Origin of the sequence: Enterobacter sp. R4-368, from assembly GCF_000410515.1 — a bacterium.
Taxonomy (GTDB): Bacteria; Pseudomonadota; Gammaproteobacteria; order Enterobacterales; family Enterobacteriaceae; genus Kosakonia.
The window spans coordinates 2,549,857-2,566,084 of the sequence record NC_021500.1 but is presented as its reverse complement, the minus strand read 5'-3'; the positions used below and the strand labels follow the sequence as shown (position 1 = coordinate 2,566,084).

31 protein-coding genes are annotated in these 16,228 nt (G+C 50.5%); 30 read left to right on the top strand and 1 reads right to left on the bottom strand.

Annotated features, from left to right (window positions below; genetic code table 11):
- Positions 1 to 61: 61 nt before the first annotated feature.
- From tuf to bfr, 3 genes are all read left to right on the top strand, one after another.
- A complete protein-coding gene (gene tuf / locus H650_RS12135) occupies positions 62 to 1,246 on the top strand; it encodes an elongation factor Tu (protein WP_015742710.1) in 1,185 nt (394 codons plus the stop codon).
- Between the two features lie 178 nt (positions 1,247 to 1,424).
- Complete coding sequence (bfd, locus tag H650_RS24570) at positions 1,425 to 1,619, top strand: bacterioferritin-associated ferredoxin (RefSeq protein ID WP_071925235.1); 195 nt, start codon at positions 1,425 to 1,427, stop codon at positions 1,617 to 1,619.
- Positions 1,620 to 1,691: 72 nt separating this feature from the next.
- Positions 1,692 to 2,168, top strand: coding sequence for a bacterioferritin (gene bfr, locus H650_RS12130; RefSeq protein ID WP_020455497.1), 477 nt, complete (start codon positions 1,692 to 1,694; stop codon positions 2,166 to 2,168).
- Here the strand turns inward: bfr and H650_RS12125 are convergent.
- Positions 2,152 to 2,619 (bottom strand): prepilin peptidase, encoded by a 468-nt coding sequence (locus H650_RS12125; RefSeq protein ID WP_020455496.1) that lies wholly within the window; start codon positions 2,617 to 2,619, stop codon positions 2,152 to 2,154. The two genes, bfr and H650_RS12125, sit on opposite strands and share 17 nt — an antisense overlap.
- Positions 2,620 to 2,994: 375 nt before the next feature.
- Between H650_RS12125 and rpsJ the strand changes: the two genes are divergently transcribed.
- From rpsJ to H650_RS11990, 27 genes are all read left to right on the top strand, one after another.
- Positions 2,995 to 3,306 (top strand): 30S ribosomal protein S10, encoded by a 312-nt coding sequence (rpsJ, locus tag H650_RS12120; protein WP_001181005.1) that lies wholly within the window; start codon positions 2,995 to 2,997, stop codon positions 3,304 to 3,306.
- A 32-nt stretch (positions 3,307 to 3,338) separates the two neighbouring features.
- Positions 3,339 to 3,968 carry a 50S ribosomal protein L3 gene (rplC, locus tag H650_RS12115; protein ID WP_017460069.1) on the top strand — a complete coding sequence of 210 codons (630 nt, stop codon included), beginning with the start codon at positions 3,339 to 3,341 and terminating at the stop codon, positions 3,966 to 3,968.
- Positions 3,969 to 3,978: 10 nt separating this feature from the next.
- Complete coding sequence (gene rplD, locus H650_RS12110) at positions 3,979 to 4,584, top strand: 50S ribosomal protein L4 (protein ID WP_007369811.1); 606 nt, start codon at positions 3,979 to 3,981, stop codon at positions 4,582 to 4,584.
- A complete protein-coding gene (gene rplW, locus H650_RS12105; protein WP_000617546.1) occupies positions 4,581 to 4,883 on the top strand; it encodes a 50S ribosomal protein L23 in 303 nt (100 codons plus the stop codon). Before rplD ends, rplW begins: the two co-directional genes overlap by 4 nt.
- Positions 4,884 to 4,900: 17 nt before the next feature.
- Positions 4,901 to 5,722 carry a 50S ribosomal protein L2 gene (gene rplB / locus H650_RS12100; RefSeq protein ID WP_007369812.1) on the top strand — a complete coding sequence of 274 codons (822 nt, stop codon included), beginning with the start codon at positions 4,901 to 4,903 and terminating at the stop codon, positions 5,720 to 5,722.
- 16 nt (positions 5,723 to 5,738) lie between these two features.
- Positions 5,739 to 6,017 carry a 30S ribosomal protein S19 gene (gene rpsS / locus H650_RS12095; protein ID WP_001138115.1) on the top strand — a complete coding sequence of 93 codons (279 nt, stop codon included), beginning with the start codon at positions 5,739 to 5,741 and terminating at the stop codon, positions 6,015 to 6,017.
- A gap of 14 nt (positions 6,018 to 6,031) precedes the next feature.
- Positions 6,032 to 6,364, top strand: coding sequence for a 50S ribosomal protein L22 (rplV, locus tag H650_RS12090; protein WP_002919773.1), 333 nt, complete (start codon positions 6,032 to 6,034; stop codon positions 6,362 to 6,364).
- 17 nt (positions 6,365 to 6,381) lie between these two features.
- Complete coding sequence (gene rpsC, locus H650_RS12085) at positions 6,382 to 7,083, top strand: 30S ribosomal protein S3 (RefSeq protein WP_000529945.1); 702 nt, start codon at positions 6,382 to 6,384, stop codon at positions 7,081 to 7,083.
- A 12-nt stretch (positions 7,084 to 7,095) separates the two neighbouring features.
- Positions 7,096 to 7,506, top strand: a complete 411-nt coding sequence (gene rplP, locus H650_RS12080) for a 50S ribosomal protein L16 (protein ID WP_007369814.1) — start codon at positions 7,096 to 7,098, stop codon at positions 7,504 to 7,506.
- A complete protein-coding gene (rpmC, locus tag H650_RS12075; RefSeq protein WP_004388609.1) occupies positions 7,506 to 7,697 on the top strand; it encodes a 50S ribosomal protein L29 in 192 nt (63 codons plus the stop codon). The genes rplP and rpmC overlap by 1 nt, the downstream gene beginning before the upstream one ends.
- Positions 7,697 to 7,951 (top strand): 30S ribosomal protein S17, encoded by a 255-nt coding sequence (gene rpsQ, locus H650_RS12070; protein ID WP_017460070.1) that lies wholly within the window; start codon positions 7,697 to 7,699, stop codon positions 7,949 to 7,951. The genes rpmC and rpsQ overlap by 1 nt, the downstream gene beginning before the upstream one ends.
- Positions 7,952 to 8,116: 165 nt before the next feature.
- Positions 8,117 to 8,488: a 50S ribosomal protein L14 gene (gene rplN, locus H650_RS12065; RefSeq protein WP_004388611.1), complete on the top strand. Its 372-nt coding sequence runs from the start codon at positions 8,117 to 8,119 to the stop codon at positions 8,486 to 8,488.
- Positions 8,489 to 8,498: 10 nt separating this feature from the next.
- Positions 8,499 to 8,813 carry a 50S ribosomal protein L24 gene (gene rplX, locus H650_RS12060; protein WP_007369816.1) on the top strand — a complete coding sequence of 105 codons (315 nt, stop codon included), beginning with the start codon at positions 8,499 to 8,501 and terminating at the stop codon, positions 8,811 to 8,813.
- Between the two features lie 14 nt (positions 8,814 to 8,827).
- A complete protein-coding gene (gene rplE / locus H650_RS12055) occupies positions 8,828 to 9,367 on the top strand; it encodes a 50S ribosomal protein L5 (RefSeq protein WP_001096200.1) in 540 nt (179 codons plus the stop codon).
- A 14-nt stretch (positions 9,368 to 9,381) separates the two neighbouring features.
- Complete coding sequence (rpsN, locus tag H650_RS12050; RefSeq protein ID WP_007369817.1) at positions 9,382 to 9,687, top strand: 30S ribosomal protein S14; 306 nt, start codon at positions 9,382 to 9,384, stop codon at positions 9,685 to 9,687.
- 33 nt (positions 9,688 to 9,720) lie between these two features.
- Positions 9,721 to 10,113: a 30S ribosomal protein S8 gene (gene rpsH / locus H650_RS12045; RefSeq protein WP_017460071.1), complete on the top strand. Its 393-nt coding sequence runs from the start codon at positions 9,721 to 9,723 to the stop codon at positions 10,111 to 10,113.
- Positions 10,114 to 10,125: 12 nt separating this feature from the next.
- Positions 10,126 to 10,659 carry a 50S ribosomal protein L6 gene (gene rplF, locus H650_RS12040; RefSeq protein ID WP_017460072.1) on the top strand — a complete coding sequence of 178 codons (534 nt, stop codon included), beginning with the start codon at positions 10,126 to 10,128 and terminating at the stop codon, positions 10,657 to 10,659.
- A gap of 9 nt (positions 10,660 to 10,668) precedes the next feature.
- Positions 10,669 to 11,022, top strand: a complete 354-nt coding sequence (gene rplR / locus H650_RS12035; RefSeq protein ID WP_017460073.1) for a 50S ribosomal protein L18 — start codon at positions 10,669 to 10,671, stop codon at positions 11,020 to 11,022.
- A 14-nt stretch (positions 11,023 to 11,036) separates the two neighbouring features.
- Positions 11,037 to 11,537, top strand: a complete 501-nt coding sequence (gene rpsE / locus H650_RS12030) for a 30S ribosomal protein S5 (protein WP_007369821.1) — start codon at positions 11,037 to 11,039, stop codon at positions 11,535 to 11,537.
- A gap of 6 nt (positions 11,538 to 11,543) precedes the next feature.
- Entirely contained in the window at positions 11,544 to 11,723 is a 180-nt protein-coding gene (gene rpmD, locus H650_RS12025; RefSeq protein ID WP_001140434.1) for a 50S ribosomal protein L30, read from the top strand.
- A 3-nt stretch (positions 11,724 to 11,726) separates the two neighbouring features.
- Complete coding sequence (rplO, locus tag H650_RS12020) at positions 11,727 to 12,161, top strand: 50S ribosomal protein L15 (RefSeq protein ID WP_007369822.1); 435 nt, start codon at positions 11,727 to 11,729, stop codon at positions 12,159 to 12,161.
- A 7-nt stretch (positions 12,162 to 12,168) separates the two neighbouring features.
- Positions 12,169 to 13,500, top strand: coding sequence for a preprotein translocase subunit SecY (secY, locus tag H650_RS12015; RefSeq protein ID WP_007369823.1), 1,332 nt, complete (start codon positions 12,169 to 12,171; stop codon positions 13,498 to 13,500).
- A 30-nt stretch (positions 13,501 to 13,530) separates the two neighbouring features.
- Complete coding sequence (gene rpmJ, locus H650_RS12010; RefSeq protein ID WP_000868187.1) at positions 13,531 to 13,647, top strand: 50S ribosomal protein L36; 117 nt, start codon at positions 13,531 to 13,533, stop codon at positions 13,645 to 13,647.
- A gap of 146 nt (positions 13,648 to 13,793) precedes the next feature.
- Entirely contained in the window at positions 13,794 to 14,150 is a 357-nt protein-coding gene (gene rpsM / locus H650_RS12005; RefSeq protein ID WP_007369824.1) for a 30S ribosomal protein S13, read from the top strand.
- 16 nt (positions 14,151 to 14,166) lie between these two features.
- Positions 14,167 to 14,556, top strand: a complete 390-nt coding sequence (gene rpsK, locus H650_RS12000; protein ID WP_002919257.1) for a 30S ribosomal protein S11 — start codon at positions 14,167 to 14,169, stop codon at positions 14,554 to 14,556.
- Between the two features lie 34 nt (positions 14,557 to 14,590).
- Positions 14,591 to 15,211 (top strand): 30S ribosomal protein S4, encoded by a 621-nt coding sequence (rpsD, locus tag H650_RS11995; protein WP_003031138.1) that lies wholly within the window; start codon positions 14,591 to 14,593, stop codon positions 15,209 to 15,211.
- A gap of 25 nt (positions 15,212 to 15,236) precedes the next feature.
- Positions 15,237 to 16,226, top strand: coding sequence for a DNA-directed RNA polymerase subunit alpha (locus H650_RS11990; protein WP_007369825.1), 990 nt, complete (start codon positions 15,237 to 15,239; stop codon positions 16,224 to 16,226).
- The last annotated feature ends 2 nt before the right edge of the window (positions 16,227 to 16,228 follow it).

Genomic DNA, 16,228 nt, shown 5'->3' with positions numbered 1-16,228 from the left:
TTAAAACCAAAGTCCCGTGCTCTCTCCAAAGAGGGAGAGCACTATAGTAAGGAATAAAGCCGTGTCTAAAGAAAAATTTGAACGTACAAAACCGCACGTCAACGTCGGTACTATCGGCCACGTTGACCATGGTAAAACTACTCTGACCGCTGCAATCACTACCGTTCTGGCTAAAACCTACGGTGGTTCTGCTCGCGCATTCGACCAGATCGATAACGCGCCGGAAGAAAAAGCTCGTGGTATCACCATCAACACGTCTCACGTTGAATATGACACCCCGACTCGCCACTACGCACACGTAGACTGCCCGGGCCACGCCGACTATGTTAAAAACATGATCACCGGTGCTGCGCAGATGGACGGCGCGATCCTGGTTGTTGCTGCGACTGACGGCCCGATGCCGCAGACCCGTGAGCACATCCTGCTGGGTCGTCAGGTAGGCGTTCCGTACATCATCGTGTTCCTGAACAAATGCGACATGGTTGATGACGAAGAGCTGCTGGAACTGGTAGAGATGGAAGTTCGTGAACTGCTGTCTCAGTACGATTTCCCGGGCGACGACACGCCGATCGTTCGTGGTTCTGCTCTGAAAGCGCTGGAAGGCGAAGCAGAGTGGGAAGCGAAAATCATCGAACTGGCTGGCTTCCTGGATTCCTACATTCCGGAACCAGAGCGTGCGATTGACAAGCCGTTCCTGCTGCCGATCGAAGACGTATTTTCCATCTCCGGTCGTGGTACCGTTGTTACCGGTCGTGTAGAGCGCGGTATCATCAAAGTGGGTGAAGAAGTTGAAATCGTTGGTATCAAAGACACCGCGAAATCAACCTGTACCGGCGTTGAAATGTTCCGCAAACTACTGGACGAAGGCCGTGCTGGTGAGAACGTAGGTGTTCTGCTGCGTGGTATCAAACGTGAAGAAATCGAACGTGGTCAGGTACTGGCTAAGCCGGGTTCCATCAAGCCGCACACCAAATTCGAATCTGAAGTGTACATTCTGTCCAAAGATGAAGGCGGCCGTCACACTCCGTTCTTCAAAGGCTACCGTCCGCAGTTCTACTTCCGTACAACTGACGTGACTGGCACCATCGAACTGCCGGAAGGCGTAGAGATGGTAATGCCGGGCGACAACATCAAAATGGTTGTTACCCTGATTCACCCGATTGCGATGGACGATGGTCTGCGTTTCGCAATCCGTGAAGGCGGCCGTACCGTTGGCGCGGGCGTTGTAGCAAAAGTTCTGGGCTAATTAATTAGCTTTGAATTGAAAAAAGGGCGCATCGGCGCCCTTTTTGCTGTCCGCTATTTACGGTCGAAATACTTTTTCGAAATTAAGCTACGCACCGGGCGAGCAGCTTTACAGTTGCGCTATTGTAATCGCAACTATTCTCATTTACACTTTGCGCAGAAATTGAACGGGAGTGATCATGTACGTTTGTTTGTGTAATGGTGTGAGTGATAAAAAAATTCGTCAGGCAGTGCGCCAGTTTCATCCTCAATCATTTCAGCAACTCCGCAAATTTGTTCCGGTTGGAAATCAGTGTGGTAAATGTGTTCGCGCAGCAAGAGAGATCATGCAAGACGAACTTACCCGGATGCCGGAATATAAAGAGATTGCCTGAGTCCGTATCTTTTTTTTGACATCCTTGTAGCCCCATCTACGCTTCAATGAGTGGAAGCGGAGGGACTACATAATGAAAGGTGATGTTAAAATCATAAATTATCTCAATAAATTATTGGGAAATGAGCTTGTCGCAATAAACCAGTACTTTCTCCATGCGAGAATGTTCAAAAACTGGGGTCTGACGCGCCTCAACGATGTCGAATACCATGAATCTATTGATGAAATGAAACACGCCGATCTCTACATCGAGCGTATTTTATTTCTTGAAGGTATCCCTAATTTGCAGGATTTGGGCAAACTGGGCATTGGTGAAGACGTTGAGGAGATGCTGCAATCGGACCTCCGACTGGAACTGGAAGGCGCGAAGGATCTGCGCGAAGCCATCGCTTATGCGGATAGTGTCCATGACTACGTTAGCCGCGACATGATGATCAAGATCCTTGCTGAAGAAGAGCATCATATTGATTGGCTGGAAACAGAACTGGATATGATAAGCAAAATTGGTATTCAGAACTATCTCCAGTCGCAAATCAAAGTGGAAGAGTAGTTGGTATCACAGAATGGTATCCTGTCAGTAAACCCGCTGCCGCCAGAAATGGCCCGAAAGGCAGTGGGTTTTTTAATGCCTGCAAACTTCGCAATCGGAGCGCGTTAATACTTACCACACTGCAGGCCAACAAGGCGGCTATAAAAACCAGTCCAGGTAAACTCTGCCAGCCATGCCAGGCCCCGAGAGCCGAAAGATATTTTACGTCACCGTAGCCAAGCCCTTCCTTACCGCGCAACATTTTGTAGCCCCAATAAATAACAGCAAACCCTATGTAACCTGCCGCTGCGCCGATAACCGCTTGCTTCAATAATTCAGCATTTGCGAAGCAGTGCCAAAGTAGTCCCGCCCAAAGAAGAGGGCAGGTGAAACGATCTGGCAATAACCCGTTACGGATGTCGTACCAGGCAAGCATTAGATTGAGTAACAAGTAAACCGCGAGAAAAAACATGGCGTCCTGCCAGAGTCAGTAACGGGTGGCATGCAGAATGCGAAATTGCGGTGTGAAAGCCAATTAACTATTACTGATGTTGCGTGGCAGCTCGTGAGAAATGATGCCGACTTTATTGTCGTTATGTTCGTTCTGCGAGCATGCTCGCAGCACTGCTTAATTTCTAAACTACGCTTGCGTCTGGCTCAGATTTACGTATAATGCGCGGGCTTGTCGTAAATGACGGCGGGTTCAATCTGAACCACAACGGTGCTGTTTGGCCGTTACAATGCTCCCAATCGGGGGGCTACGTAAGAACGATTACACTCCCCCATCAATCGTAATGGGTGTGAGGAGTAATTATTTTCGTCTATAAATAATTGGAGCTCTGGTCTCATGCAGAACCAAAGAATCCGTATCCGTCTTAAAGCGTTTGATCATCGTCTGATCGATCAATCAACCGCGGAAATCGTCGAGACTGCTAAGCGCACTGGTGCGCAAGTCCGTGGTCCGATCCCGCTGCCGACCCGCAAAGAGCGCTTCACCGTTCTGATCTCCCCGCACGTTAACAAAGACGCGCGCGATCAGTACGAAATCCGCACTCACAAGCGTCTGGTTGACATCGTTGAGCCAACCGAGAAAACCGTTGATGCTCTGATGCGTCTGGACCTGGCTGCCGGTGTAGACGTGCAGATCAGCCTGGGTTAATCAGGTCATCGAGCGATTGAGAGGTTGAAACAATGATTGGTTTAGTCGGTAAAAAAGTGGGCATGACCCGCATCTTCACTGAAGATGGCGTATCTATCCCAGTAACCGTAATCGAAGTTGAAGCAAACCGCGTTACTCAGGTTAAAGATCTGGCTAACGATGGCTACCGCGCAATCCAGGTTACCACCGGTGCTAAAAAAGCTAACCGTGTAACCAAACCGGAAGCGGGTCACTTCGCTAAAGCTGGCGTTGAAGCTGGCCGTGGTCTGTGGGAATTCCGTCTTGCTGACGGCGAAGAATTCACCGTAGGTCAGGACATTAGCGTTGAGCTGTTTGCTGAAGTTAAAAAAGTTGACGTAACTGGCACCTCTAAAGGTAAAGGTTTCGCAGGTACCGTTAAGCGCTGGAACTTCCGTACCCAGGACGCTACCCACGGTAACTCCCTGTCTCACCGCGTTCCGGGTTCTATCGGTCAGAACCAGACTCCGGGCAAAGTGTTCAAGGGCAAGAAAATGGCAGGTCAGCTGGGTAATGAGCGCGTAACCGTTCAGAGCCTGGACGTAGTACGTGTTGACGCTGAGCGCAACCTGCTGCTGGTTAAAGGTGCTGTCCCGGGTGCAACCGGTAGCGACCTGATCGTTAAACCAGCTGTGAAGGCGTGAGGAGATAGCAATGGAATTAGTATTGAAAGACGCGCAGAGCGCGCTGACTGTTTCCGAAACTACCTTCGGTCGTGACTTCAACGAAGCGCTGGTACACCAGGTTGTCGTTGCTTATGCAGCTGGTGCTCGTCAGGGTACTCGTGCTCAGAAGACCCGTGCTGAAGTAACTGGTTCCGGTAAAAAACCGTGGCGCCAGAAAGGCACCGGCCGTGCTCGTTCTGGTTCTATCAAGAGCCCGATCTGGCGTTCTGGTGGCGTGACCTTCGCTGCGCGTCCGCAGGACCACAGTCAAAAAGTTAACAAAAAGATGTACCGCGGCGCGCTGAAAAGCATCCTGTCCGAACTGGTACGTCAGGATCGTCTGATCGTTGTCGAGCAGTTCTCTGTTGAAGCACCGAAAACCAAGCTGCTGGCTCAGAAACTGAAAGACATGGCTCTGGAAGATGTGCTGATCATCACCGGTGAGCTGGACGAGAACCTGTTCCTGGCCGCGCGCAACCTGCACAAGGTTGATGTTCGCGACGCGACTGGTATCGACCCGGTTAGCCTGATCGCCTTCGACAAAGTCGTAATGACTGCTGATGCTGTTAAGCAAGTTGAGGAGATGCTGGCATGATTCGTGAAGAACGTCTGCTGAAGGTGCTGCGTGCACCGCACGTTTCTGAAAAAGCGTCTACTGCGATGGAAAAAACAAACACCATCGTTCTCAAAGTTGCTAAAGACGCGACCAAAGCAGAAATCAAAGCTGCTGTGCAGAAACTGTTTGAAGTCGAAGTCGAAGTCGTTAACACCCTGGTAGTTAAAGGGAAAGTTAAACGTCACGGACAGCGTATCGGTCGTCGTAGCGACTGGAAAAAAGCTTACGTCACCCTGAAAGAAGGCCAGAATCTGGACTTCGTTGGCGGCGCTGAGTAAGTCGGAGGAGTAATACAATGGCAGTTGTTAAATGTAAACCGACATCTCCGGGTCGTCGCCACGTTGTTAAAGTGGTTAACCCTGAGCTGCACAAGGGCAAACCTTTTGCTCCGTTGCTGGAAAAAAACAGCAAATCCGGTGGTCGTAACAACAATGGCCGTATCACCACTCGTCATATCGGTGGTGGCCACAAGCAGGCTTACCGTATTGTTGACTTCAAACGCAACAAAGATGGTATCCCGGCAGTTGTTGAACGTCTTGAGTACGATCCGAACCGTTCCGCGAACATCGCGCTGGTTCTGTACAAAGATGGCGAACGCCGTTACATCCTGGCCCCTAAAGGCCTGAAAGCTGGCGACCAGATTCAGTCTGGCGTTGATGCTGCAATCAAAGCAGGTAACACCCTGCCGATGCGCAATATCCCGGTTGGTTCTACCGTTCATAACGTAGAAATGAAACCAGGTAAAGGCGGTCAGCTGGCTCGTTCCGCTGGTACTTACGTTCAGATCGTTGCTCGTGATGGTGCTTATGTCACCCTGCGTCTGCGTTCTGGTGAAATGCGTAAAGTCGAAGCAGAATGCCGCGCGACTCTGGGCGAAGTTGGCAATGCTGAGCATATGCTGCGCGTTCTGGGTAAAGCAGGTGCTGCACGCTGGCGTGGTGTTCGTCCTACCGTTCGCGGTACTGCGATGAACCCAGTCGACCACCCACATGGTGGTGGTGAAGGTCGTAACTTTGGTAAGCACCCGGTAACTCCGTGGGGCGTTCAGACCAAAGGTAAGAAGACCCGCAGCAACAAGCGTACTGATAAATTCATCGTACGTCGCCGTAGCAAATAATTTTAGAGGATAAGCCATGCCACGTTCTCTCAAGAAAGGTCCTTTTATTGACCTGCACTTGCTGAAGAAGGTAGAGAAAGCGGTGGAAAGCGGAGACAAGAAGCCCCTGCGCACTTGGTCCCGTCGTTCAACGATCTTTCCTAACATGATCGGTTTGACCATCGCTGTCCATAATGGTCGTCAGCACGTTCCGGTATTTGTTTCCGACGAAATGGTCGGTCACAAACTGGGTGAATTCGCACCGACTCGTACTTATCGCGGCCACGCTGCTGATAAAAAAGCGAAGAAGAAATAAGGTAGGAGGAAGAGATGGAAACTTTAGCTCAACATCGCCATGCTCGTTCTTCTGCTCAGAAGGTTCGCCTTGTGGCTGACCTGATTCGCGGTAAGAAAGTGTCGCAGGCCCTGGATATTCTGACCTACACCAATAAGAAAGCGGCTGTACTGGTCAAGAAAGTTCTGGAATCTGCCATTGCTAACGCTGAACACAACGATGGCGCTGACATTGACGATCTGAAAGTTGCGAAAATTTTCGTAGACGAAGGCCCGAGCATGAAGCGCATTATGCCGCGTGCAAAAGGTCGTGCAGATCGCATCCTGAAGCGCACCAGCCACATCACTGTGGTTGTGTCCGATCGCTGAGACTCTGGAGACTAGCAATGGGTCAGAAAGTACATCCTAATGGTATTCGCCTGGGTATTGTAAAACCATGGAACTCAACCTGGTTTGCGAACACCAAAGAATTCGCTGACAACCTGGACAGCGATTTTAAAGTACGTCAGTACCTGACTAAGGAACTGGCTAAAGCGTCTGTATCTCGTATCGTTATCGAGCGTCCGGCTAAGAGCATCCGTGTGACCATACACACCGCTCGCCCGGGTATCGTTATCGGTAAAAAAGGTGAAGACGTTGAGAAACTGCGCAAGGTCGTAGCGGATATCGCTGGCGTTCCTGCTCAGATCAATATCGCCGAAGTTCGTAAACCTGAACTGGACGCAAAACTGGTTGCTGACAGCATCACTTCTCAGCTGGAACGTCGTGTTATGTTCCGTCGTGCTATGAAGCGTGCTGTACAGAACGCAATGCGTCTGGGCGCTAAAGGTATCAAAGTTGAAGTTAGCGGCCGTCTGGGCGGCGCGGAAATCGCACGTACCGAATGGTACCGTGAAGGTCGCGTTCCGCTGCACACTCTGCGTGCTGACATCGACTACAACACCTCCGAAGCGCACACCACTTACGGTGTAATCGGCGTAAAAGTGTGGATCTTCAAAGGCGAGATCCTTGGTGGTATGGCTGCAGTTGAACAACCGGAAAAACCGGCTGCTCAACCTAAAAAGCAGCAGCGTAAAGGCCGTAAATAAGGAGCGTCGCTGATGTTACAACCAAAGCGTACAAAATTCCGTAAAGTGCACAAAGGCCGCAACCGTGGTCTCGCGCAGGGCACGGATGTGAGCTTCGGCACTTACGGTCTGAAAGCTGTTGGCCGTGGTCGTCTGACCGCTCGTCAGATCGAAGCAGCACGTCGTGCTATGACTCGTGCTGTTAAGCGTCAGGGTAAGATCTGGATCCGTGTATTCCCGGACAAACCGATCACCGAGAAGCCGCTGGAAGTTCGTATGGGTAAAGGTAAAGGTAACGTAGAGTATTGGGTTGCCTTGATTCAGCCGGGTAAAGTCCTGTACGAAATGGACGGTGTTCCGGAAGAGCTGGCCCGTGAAGCCTTCGAGCTGGCAGCAGCAAAACTGCCGATTAAAACCACCTTTGTAACTAAGACGGTGATGTAATGAAAGCAAAAGAGCTGCGTGAAAAGAGCGTTGAAGAGCTGAACACCGAGCTGCTTAACCTGCTGCGCGAGCAGTTCAACCTGCGTATGCAGGCTGCAAGTGGCCAGCTGCAACAGACTCACCTGTTGAAGCAAGTGCGTCGTGATGTCGCACGCGTTAAGACTTTACTGACTGAGAAGGCGGGTGCGTAATGACCGATAAAATCCGTACTCTGCAAGGTCGTGTTGTTAGCGACAAAATGGAGAAATCCATTGTTGTAGCTATCGAGCGTTTCGTGAAACACCCGATCTACGGTAAATTCATCAAACGTACGACTAAACTGCACGTACATGACGAGAACAACGAATGCGGTACCGGCGACGTGGTTGAAATCCGCGAATGCCGTCCGCTGTCCAAGACTAAGTCCTGGACGCTGGTTCGCGTTGTAGAGAAAGCGATTCTGTAATAGAGTACGCGTTCTCAAACGAATAAACGGCTCAGCGATGGGCCGTTTATTTTTTCTACCCATATCAAGGAAGCGGTGTTATAATGCTGCGCCCCCGATATGGGGCTTTTTATCGACCCTGATTTTAGGGTCTTCAGTAGTAGTTGACATTAGCGGAGCACTGAAATGATCCAAGAACAGACTATGCTGAACGTCGCCGACAACTCCGGTGCACGTCGCGTAATGTGTATCAAGGTTCTGGGTGGCTCGCACCGTCGCTACGCAGGCGTAGGCGACATCATCAAGATCACCATCAAAGAAGCAATTCCGCGTGGTAAGGTCAAAAAAGGTGATGTGCTGAAGGCGGTAGTGGTGCGCACCAAGAAGGGTGTTCGTCGCCCTGACGGTTCTGTCGTTCGCTTCGATGGCAATGCTTGTGTTCTTCTGAACAACAACAGCGAGCAGCCTATCGGTACGCGTATTTTTGGGCCGGTTACTCGTGAACTTCGTTCTGAGAAGTTTATGAAAATCATCTCTCTGGCACCAGAAGTACTCTAAGGAGCGAATCATGGCAGCTAAAATCCGTCGTGATGACGAAGTTATCGTGTTAACCGGTAAAGATAAAGGTAAGCGCGGTAAAGTAAAAAATGTTCTGTCTTCCGGCAAGATCATTGTTGAAGGTATCAACCTGGTTAAGAAACATCAGAAGCCGGTTCCGGCCCTGAACCAACCTGGTGGCATCGTTGAGAAAGAAGCTGCAATTCAGGTTTCTAACGTTGCAATCTTCAATGCGGCAACCGGCAAGGCCGACCGTGTAGGCTTTAGATTCGAAGACGGCAAAAAAGTCCGTTTCTTTAAATCTAACAGCGAAACTATCAAGTAATTTGGAGTAGTACGATGGCGAAACTGCATGATTACTACAAAGACGAAGTAGTTAAGAAACTCATGACTGAGTTTAACTACAATTCTGTCATGCAAGTCCCTCGGGTCGAGAAGATCACCCTGAATATGGGTGTTGGTGAAGCGATCGCTGACAAGAAACTGCTGGATAACGCAGCAGCTGACCTGGCAGCAATCTCCGGTCAAAAACCGTTGATCACCAAAGCGCGCAAATCTGTTGCGGGCTTCAAAATCCGTCAGGGCTATCCGATCGGCTGTAAAGTGACTCTGCGTGGCGAACGCATGTGGGAGTTCTTTGAGCGCCTGATCACTATTGCTGTACCGCGTATCCGTGACTTCCGTGGCTTGTCCGCTAAGTCTTTCGACGGTCGTGGTAACTACAGCATGGGTGTCCGTGAGCAGATCATCTTCCCAGAAATCGACTACGATAAAGTCGACCGCGTGCGTGGTTTGGATATTACCATTACCACTACTGCGAAATCTGACGAAGAAGGCCGTGCTCTGCTGGCTGCCTTTGACTTCCCGTTCCGCAAGTAAGGTAGGGTTACTTCATGGCTAAGCAATCTATGAAAGCACGCGAAGTTAAACGCGTAGCTTTAGCTGAAAAATACTTCGCGAAACGCGCTGAACTGAAAGCGATCATTTCTGATGTGAACGCTTCCGACGAAGATCGTTGGAATGCTGTTCTCAAGCTGCAGAGTCTGCCGCGTGATTCCAGCCCGTCTCGTCAGCGTAACCGCTGCCGCCAAACTGGTCGTCCGCACGGTTTCCTGCGGAAGTTCGGGTTGAGCCGTATTAAGGTCCGTGAATCCGCTATGCGCGGTGAAATCCCGGGTCTGAAAAAGGCTAGCTGGTAATTGTCACCAATTGAATCACGGGAGTAAAGACAGATGAGCATGCAAGATCCGATCGCGGATATGCTGACCCGTATCCGTAACGGTCAGGCCGCGAACAAAGCTGCGGTCACCATGCCTTCCTCCAGGCTGAAAGTGGCAATTGCCAACGTGCTGAAGGAAGAAGGTTTTATTGAAGATTTCAAAATTGAAGGCGACACCAAGCCGGAACTGGAAGTGACTCTTAAATACTTCCAGGGTAAAGCTGTGGTAGAAAGCATTCAGCGTATCAGCCGCCCAGGTCTGCGCATCTATAAGAAAAAAGATGAGCTGCCGAAAGTTATGGGTGGTATGGGTATCGCAGTTGTTTCTACCTCTAAAGGTGTTATGACTGATCGTGCAGCGCGCCAGGCTGGTCTTGGTGGCGAAATTATCTGCTACGTAGCCTAATCGGAGGAAAAAATGTCTCGTGTTGCTAAAGCACCGGTCGTTATTCCTGCCGGCGTTGACGTAAAAATCAACGGTCAGGTTATCACGATCAAAGGTAAAAACGGCGAGCTGACTCGTACTCTCAACGATGCTGTTGTAGTTAACCAGGCAGACAATGCTCTGACTTTCGGTCCGCGTGATGGTTACGCAGACGGTTGGGCTCAGGCTGGTACCGCGCGTGCCCTGCTGAACTCAATGGTTATCGGTGTTACCGAAGGCTTCACTAAGAAGCTGCAGCTGGTTGGTGTAGGTTACCGCGCAGCGGTCAAAGGGAATGTAGTAAACCTGGCTCTGGGTTTCTCTCATCCTGTTGATCATCAGCTGCCGGCCGGTATCACTGCAGAATGTCCGTCACAGACTGAAATCGTGCTGAAAGGCGCGGATAAGCAAGTGATTGGCCAGGTTGCAGCAGATCTGCGCGCCTACCGTCGTCCTGAGCCTTACAAAGGCAAGGGTGTTCGTTACGCCGACGAAGTCGTGCGTACCAAAGAGGCTAAGAAGAAGTAAGGTAACACTATGGATAAGAAATCTGCTCGTATCCGTCGTGCGACCCGCGCACGCCGCAAGCTCAAAGAGCTTGGTGCGACTCGCCTGGTGGTACATCGTACCCCGCGTCATATCTACGCCCAGGTAATCGCATCGAATGGTTCTGAAGTTCTGGTAGCTGCTTCTACTGTAGAAAAAGCTATCTCTGAACAACTGAAGTACACCGGTAACAAAGACGCGGCTGCAGCTGTGGGTAAAGCTGTAGCTGAACGCGCTCTGGAAAAAGGCATCAAAGATGTTTCCTTTGACCGTTCCGGGTTCCAATATCATGGTCGCGTCCAGGCACTGGCAGATGCTGCCCGTGAAGCTGGCCTTCAGTTCTAAGGTAGAGGTGTAAGATGGCTCACATCGAAAAACAAGCTGGCGAACTGCAGGAAAAGCTGATCGCGGTAAACCGCGTATCTAAAACCGTTAAAGGTGGTCGTATTTTCTCCTTCACAGCTCTGACTGTTGTTGGCGATGGTAACGGTCGCGTTGGTTTTGGTTACGGTAAAGCCCGCGAAGTTCCGGCAGCGATCCAGAAAGCGATGGAAAAAGCCCGTCGCAATATGATTAACGTCGCGCTGAACCACGGCACCCTGCAGCACCCGGTTAAGGGTACTCACACGGGTTCTCGTGTATTCATGCAGCCGGCTTCCGAAGGTACCGGTATTATTGCCGGTGGTGCAATGCGCGCCGTTCTGGAAGTCGCTGGGGTTCATAACGTTCTGGCTAAAGCATATGGTTCCACCAACCCGATTAACGTGGTTCGTGCAACGATTGATGGCCTGGAAAATATGAAATCCCCGGAAATGGTCGCTGCCAAGCGTGGTAAATCCGTTGAAGAAATTCTGGGGTAATTGACCATGGCAAAGACTATTAAAATCACTCAAACCCGCAGTGCAATCGGTCGTCTGCCGAAACACAAGGCAACGCTGCTTGGCCTGGGTCTGCGTCGTATTGGTCATACAGTTGAACGTGAGGATACTCCTGCGGTTCGCGGTATGGTCAACGCGGTTTCCTTCATGGTTAAAGTTGAGGAGTAAGAGATGCGTTTAAATACTCTGTCTCCGGCCGAAGGCTCCAAAAAGGCGGGTAAACGCCTGGGTCGTGGTATCGGTTCTGGCCTCGGTAAAACCGGTGGTCGTGGTCACAAAGGTCAGAAATCTCGTTCTGGCGGTGGCGTACGTCGCGGTTTCGAGGGTGGTCAGATGCCACTGTATCGTCGTCTGCCGAAATTCGGTTTCACTTCTCGCAAAGCAATGATCACGGCAGAGATTCGTCTGTCCGATCTGGCTAAAGTAGAAGGCGACGTAGTTGACCTGAACACGCTTAAAGCGGCTAACATTATCGGCATCCAGATCGAGTTCGCGAAAGTGATCCTGGCTGGTGAAGTAGCTCGTCCGGTAACTGTTCGTGGCCTGCGTGTGACGAAAGGCGCTCGTGCTGCTATCGAAGCTGCTGGCGGTAAAATTGAGGAATAAGTAGCAGATGGCTAAACAACCGGGATTAGATTTTCAAAGTGCCAAGGGTGGAATTGGCGAACTGAAACGCAGACTGCTGTTTGTTATCGGTGCGTTGATTGTTTTCCGTATTGGCTCTTTTATTCCGATCCCTGGTATTGATGCCGCTGTACTTGCCAAACTGCTTGAGCAACAGCGTGGCACCATCATTGAGATGTTTAACATGTTCTCTGGTGGTGCTCTTAGTCGTGCTTCTATCTTTGCATTGGGTATCATGCCGTATATTTCGGCATCGATTATTATCCAGCTGTTAACGGTCGTTCATCCGGCCTTGGCAGAGCTGAAGAAAGAAGGGGAGTCTGGTCGTCGTAAGATCAGCCAGTACACCCGTTACGGCACTCTGGTGTTGGCGATATTCCAGTCGATCGGTATTGCTACCGGTTTACCGAATATGCCTGGTATGCAAGGTCTGGTTATGAATCCAGGCTTTGCATTCTACTTCACCGCTGTTGTGAGTCTGGTTACAGGAACCATGTTCCTGATGTGGCTCGGTGAACAGATTACTGAACGTGGTATCGGTAACGGTATCTCGATCATTATCTTTGCCGGTATTGTGGCGGGTCTTCCGCCAGCCATTGCCCATACTATCGAGCAAGCGCGTCAAGGCGACCTGCACTTCCTCCTGTTGCTGTTGGTTGCAGTATTAGTATTCGCAGTGACGTTCTTTGTTGTATTCGTTGAACGTGGTCAACGCCGCATCGTGGTGAACTACGCAAAACGCCAGCAGGGTCGTCGTGTCTATGCTGCTCAGAGCACACATTTACCGCTGAAAGTGAATATGGCGGGGGTAATCCCGGCAATCTTCGCTTCCAGTATTATTCTGTTCCCTGCAACCATCGCGTCATGGTTCGGGGGCGGTACTGGTTGGAACTGGCTGACAACAATTTCGCTGTATTTGCAGCCTGGGCAACCGCTTTATGTGTTACTCTATGCGTCTGCAATCATCTTCTTCTGTTTCTTCTATACGGCGTTGGTTTTCAACCCGCGAGAAACAGCAGATAACCTGAAGAAGTCCGGTGCATTTGTACCAGGAATTCGTCCGGGAGAGCAAACGGCGAAGTATATCGATAAAGTAATGACCCGCCTGACTTTAGTCGGTGCGCTTTATATTACTTTTATCTGCCTGATCCCGGAGTTCATGCGTGATGCGATGAAAGTACCGTTCTACTTTGGTGGGACGTCACTGCTTATCGTTGTTGTCGTGATTATGGACTTTATGGCTCAAGTGCAAACTCTGATGATGTCCAGTCAGTATGAGTCTGCATTGAAGAAGGCGAACCTGAAAGGCTATGGCCGTTAATGGTCGCCCGAGAAGTTACGGAGAGTAAAAATGAAAGTTCGTGCTTCCGTCAAGAAATTATGCCGTAACTGCAAAATCGTTAAGCGTGATGGCGTCATCCGCGTGATTTGCAGTGCCGAGCCGAAGCATAAACAGCGCCAAGGCTGATTATTTCGCATATTTTTCTTGCAAAGTTGGGTTGAGCTGGCTAGATTAGCCAGCCAATCTTTTGTATGTCTGTACGTTTCCATTTGAGTATCCTGAAAACGGGCTTTTCAGCATGGTGCGTGCAAGTAAAATTATAGGAGTGCATAGTGGCCCGTATAGCAGGCATTAACATTCCTGATCAGAAACATGCTGTGATCGCATTAACTTCGATCTATGGCGTCGGTAAAACCCGCTCTCAAGCCATTCTGGCTGCTGCGGGCATCGCTGAAAATGTTAAGATCAGTGAGCTGTCTGAAGAACAAATCGACACGCTGCGTGACGAAGTTGCCAAATTTGTCGTTGAAGGTGATCTGCGCCGTGAAATTAGCATGAGCATCAAGCGCCTGATGGATCTTGGTTGCTATCGCGGTTTGCGTCATCGTCGTGGTCTCCCGGTTCGCGGTCAGCGTACCAAGACCAACGCACGTACCCGTAAGGGTCCGCGCAAACCGATCAAGAAATAATCGGGGTGATTGAATAATGGCAAAGGCACCAATTCGTGCACGTAAACGTGTAAGAAAACAAGTCTCTGACGGCGTGGCTCATATCCATGCTTCTTTCAACAACACCATCGTTACTATTACTGATCGTCAGGGTAACGCGCTGGGTTGGGCAACAGCCGGTGGTTCCGGTTTCCGTGGTTCTCGCAAATCCACTCCGTTTGCAGCTCAGGTTGCAGCAGAGCGTTGCGCTGAAGCCGTAAAAGAATACGGTATCAAGAATCTGGAAGTTATGGTTAAGGGACCGGGTCCGGGCCGCGAATCTACTATTCGTGCTCTGAACGCCGCTGGTTTCCGCATCACTAATATTACTGATGTGACTCCGATCCCTCACAACGGTTGTCGTCCGCCGAAAAAACGTCGCGTATAACGCGGTCGTTTTCTAGGATTGTTGGAGAAAGAAAATGGCAAGATATTTGGGTCCTAAGCTCAAGCTGAGCCGTCGTGAGGGCACAGACCTGTTCCTTAAGTCTGGCGTTCGCGCGATCGATACCAAGTGTAAAATTGAACAAGCTCCTGGCCAGCACGGTGCGCGTAAACCGCGTCTGTCTGACTATGGTGTGCAGTTGCGTGAAAAGCAAAAAGTTCGCCGTATTTACGGTGTGCTGGAGCGTCAGTTCCGTAACTACTACAAAGAAGCAGCACGTCTGAAAGGCAACACCGGTGAAAACCTGTTGGGTCTGCTGGAAGGTCGTCTGGACAACGTTGTATACCGTATGGGCTTTGGCGCCACTCGTGCTGAAGCACGCCAGCTGGTTAGCCACAAAGCAATCATGGTAAACGGTCGTGTTGTTAACATCGCTTCTTATCAGGTTAGTCCGAATGACGTTGTTAGCATTCGTGAGAAAGCGAAAAAGCAGTCTCGCGTGAAAGCCGCTCTGGAGCTGGCTGAGCAGCGTGAAAAGCCAACCTGGCTGGAAGTTGATGCTGGCAAGATGGAAGGTACGTTCAAGCGTAAGCCGGAGCGTTCTGATCTGTCTGCGGACATTAACGAACACCTGATCGTCGAGCTTTACTCCAAGTAAAGCTTAGTACCAAAGAGAGGACACAATGCAGGGTTCTGTGACAGAGTTTCTAAAACCGCGCCTGGTAGATATCGAGCAAGTGAGTTCGACGCACGCCAAGGTGACCCTTGAGCCTTTAGAGCGTGGCTTTGGCCATACTCTGGGTAACGCACTGCGCCGTATTCTGCTCTCATCGATGCCGGGTTGCGCGGTGACTGAGGTTGAGATTGATGGTGTACTTCATGAGTACAGCACCAAAGAAGGCGTTCAGGAAGATATCCTTGAAATCCTGCTCAACCTGAAAGGGCTGGCGGTGAGAGTTCAGGGTAAAGATGATGTTATTCTTACTCTGAATAAATCTGGCATTGGCCCTGTGACCGCAGCCGACATTACCCACGACGGTGATGTCGAAATCGTCAAGCCGCAGCATGTGATCTGCCACCTGACCGATGAAAACGCATCTATCAACATGCGTATCAAAGTTCAGCGCGGTCGTGGTTATGTTCCGGCGTCTGCCCGAATTCATTCGGAAGAAGATGAGCGCCCAATCGGCCGTCTGCTCGTTGACGCCTGCTACAGCCCTGTAGAGCGTATTGCCTACAATGTTGAAGCAGCACGTGTTGAACAGCGTACCGACCTGGACAAGCTGGTCATCGAAATGGAAACCAACGGCACAATCGATCCTGAAGAGGCGATTCGTCGTGCGGCAACCATTCTGGCTGAACAACTTGAAGCTTTCGTTGATTTACGTGATGTACGTCAGCCGGAAGTTAAAGAAGAGAAACCAGAATTCGATCCGATTCTGCTGCGCCCTGTTGACGATCTGGAATTGACTGTCCGCTCTGCTAACTGCCTCAAGGCAGAAGCTATCCACTATATCGGTGATCTGGTACAGCGTACCGAGGTTGAGTTGCTGAAAACGCCGAACCTGGGTAAAAAATCTCTTACTGAGATTAAAGACGTGCTGGCCTCCCGTGGTCTGTCTCTGGGCATGCGCTTGGAAAACTGGCCGCCGGCAAGCATTGCTGACGAGTAACC

Bases quoted from the DNA above. Each gene is read 5' to 3' on its own strand.
- rpmJ (WP_000868187.1), top strand. From the start codon at position 13,531: ATGAAAGTTCGTGCTTCCGTCAAGAAATTATGCCGTAACTGCAAAATC.
- bfr (WP_020455497.1), top strand. From the start codon at position 1,692: ATGAAAGGTGATGTTAAAATCATAAATTATCTCAATAAATTATTGGGA.
- rpsH (WP_017460071.1), top strand. From the start codon at position 9,721: ATGAGCATGCAAGATCCGATCGCGGATATGCTGACCCGTATCCGTAAC.
- rplW (WP_000617546.1), top strand. From the start codon at position 4,581: ATGATTCGTGAAGAACGTCTGCTGAAGGTGCTGCGTGCACCGCACGTT.
- rpsS (WP_001138115.1), top strand. From the start codon at position 5,739: ATGCCACGTTCTCTCAAGAAAGGTCCTTTTATTGACCTGCACTTGCTG.
- rplR (WP_017460073.1), top strand. From the start codon at position 10,669: ATGGATAAGAAATCTGCTCGTATCCGTCGTGCGACCCGCGCACGCCGC.
- rplX (WP_007369816.1), top strand. From the start codon at position 8,499: ATGGCAGCTAAAATCCGTCGTGATGACGAAGTTATCGTGTTAACCGGT.
- rpsN (WP_007369817.1), top strand. From the start codon at position 9,382: ATGGCTAAGCAATCTATGAAAGCACGCGAAGTTAAACGCGTAGCTTTA.
- H650_RS11990 (WP_007369825.1), top strand. From the start codon at position 15,237: ATGCAGGGTTCTGTGACAGAGTTTCTAAAACCGCGCCTGGTAGATATC.
- rplP (WP_007369814.1), top strand. From the start codon at position 7,096: ATGTTACAACCAAAGCGTACAAAATTCCGTAAAGTGCACAAAGGCCGC.
- rpsK (WP_002919257.1), top strand. From the start codon at position 14,167: ATGGCAAAGGCACCAATTCGTGCACGTAAACGTGTAAGAAAACAAGTC.
- rplD (WP_007369811.1), top strand. From the start codon at position 3,979: ATGGAATTAGTATTGAAAGACGCGCAGAGCGCGCTGACTGTTTCCGAA.
- rplN (WP_004388611.1), top strand. From the start codon at position 8,117: ATGATCCAAGAACAGACTATGCTGAACGTCGCCGACAACTCCGGTGCA.
- H650_RS12125 (WP_020455496.1), bottom strand. From the start codon at position 2,619: ATGTTTTTTCTCGCGGTTTACTTGTTACTCAATCTAATGCTTGCCTGG.
- rpsJ (WP_001181005.1), top strand. From the start codon at position 2,995: ATGCAGAACCAAAGAATCCGTATCCGTCTTAAAGCGTTTGATCATCGT.
- rpsD (WP_003031138.1), top strand. From the start codon at position 14,591: ATGGCAAGATATTTGGGTCCTAAGCTCAAGCTGAGCCGTCGTGAGGGC.
- rplE (WP_001096200.1), top strand. From the start codon at position 8,828: ATGGCGAAACTGCATGATTACTACAAAGACGAAGTAGTTAAGAAACTC.
- rpmC (WP_004388609.1), top strand. From the start codon at position 7,506: ATGAAAGCAAAAGAGCTGCGTGAAAAGAGCGTTGAAGAGCTGAACACC.
- rplO (WP_007369822.1), top strand. From the start codon at position 11,727: ATGCGTTTAAATACTCTGTCTCCGGCCGAAGGCTCCAAAAAGGCGGGT.
- rplF (WP_017460072.1), top strand. From the start codon at position 10,126: ATGTCTCGTGTTGCTAAAGCACCGGTCGTTATTCCTGCCGGCGTTGAC.
- rpsE (WP_007369821.1), top strand. From the start codon at position 11,037: ATGGCTCACATCGAAAAACAAGCTGGCGAACTGCAGGAAAAGCTGATC.
- rplV (WP_002919773.1), top strand. From the start codon at position 6,032: ATGGAAACTTTAGCTCAACATCGCCATGCTCGTTCTTCTGCTCAGAAG.
- rpmD (WP_001140434.1), top strand. From the start codon at position 11,544: ATGGCAAAGACTATTAAAATCACTCAAACCCGCAGTGCAATCGGTCGT.
- secY (WP_007369823.1), top strand. From the start codon at position 12,169: ATGGCTAAACAACCGGGATTAGATTTTCAAAGTGCCAAGGGTGGAATT.
- rplC (WP_017460069.1), top strand. From the start codon at position 3,339: ATGATTGGTTTAGTCGGTAAAAAAGTGGGCATGACCCGCATCTTCACT.
- rpsQ (WP_017460070.1), top strand. From the start codon at position 7,697: ATGACCGATAAAATCCGTACTCTGCAAGGTCGTGTTGTTAGCGACAAA.
- rpsC (WP_000529945.1), top strand. From the start codon at position 6,382: ATGGGTCAGAAAGTACATCCTAATGGTATTCGCCTGGGTATTGTAAAA.
- bfd (WP_071925235.1), top strand. From the start codon at position 1,425: ATGTACGTTTGTTTGTGTAATGGTGTGAGTGATAAAAAAATTCGTCAG.
- rplB (WP_007369812.1), top strand. From the start codon at position 4,901: ATGGCAGTTGTTAAATGTAAACCGACATCTCCGGGTCGTCGCCACGTT.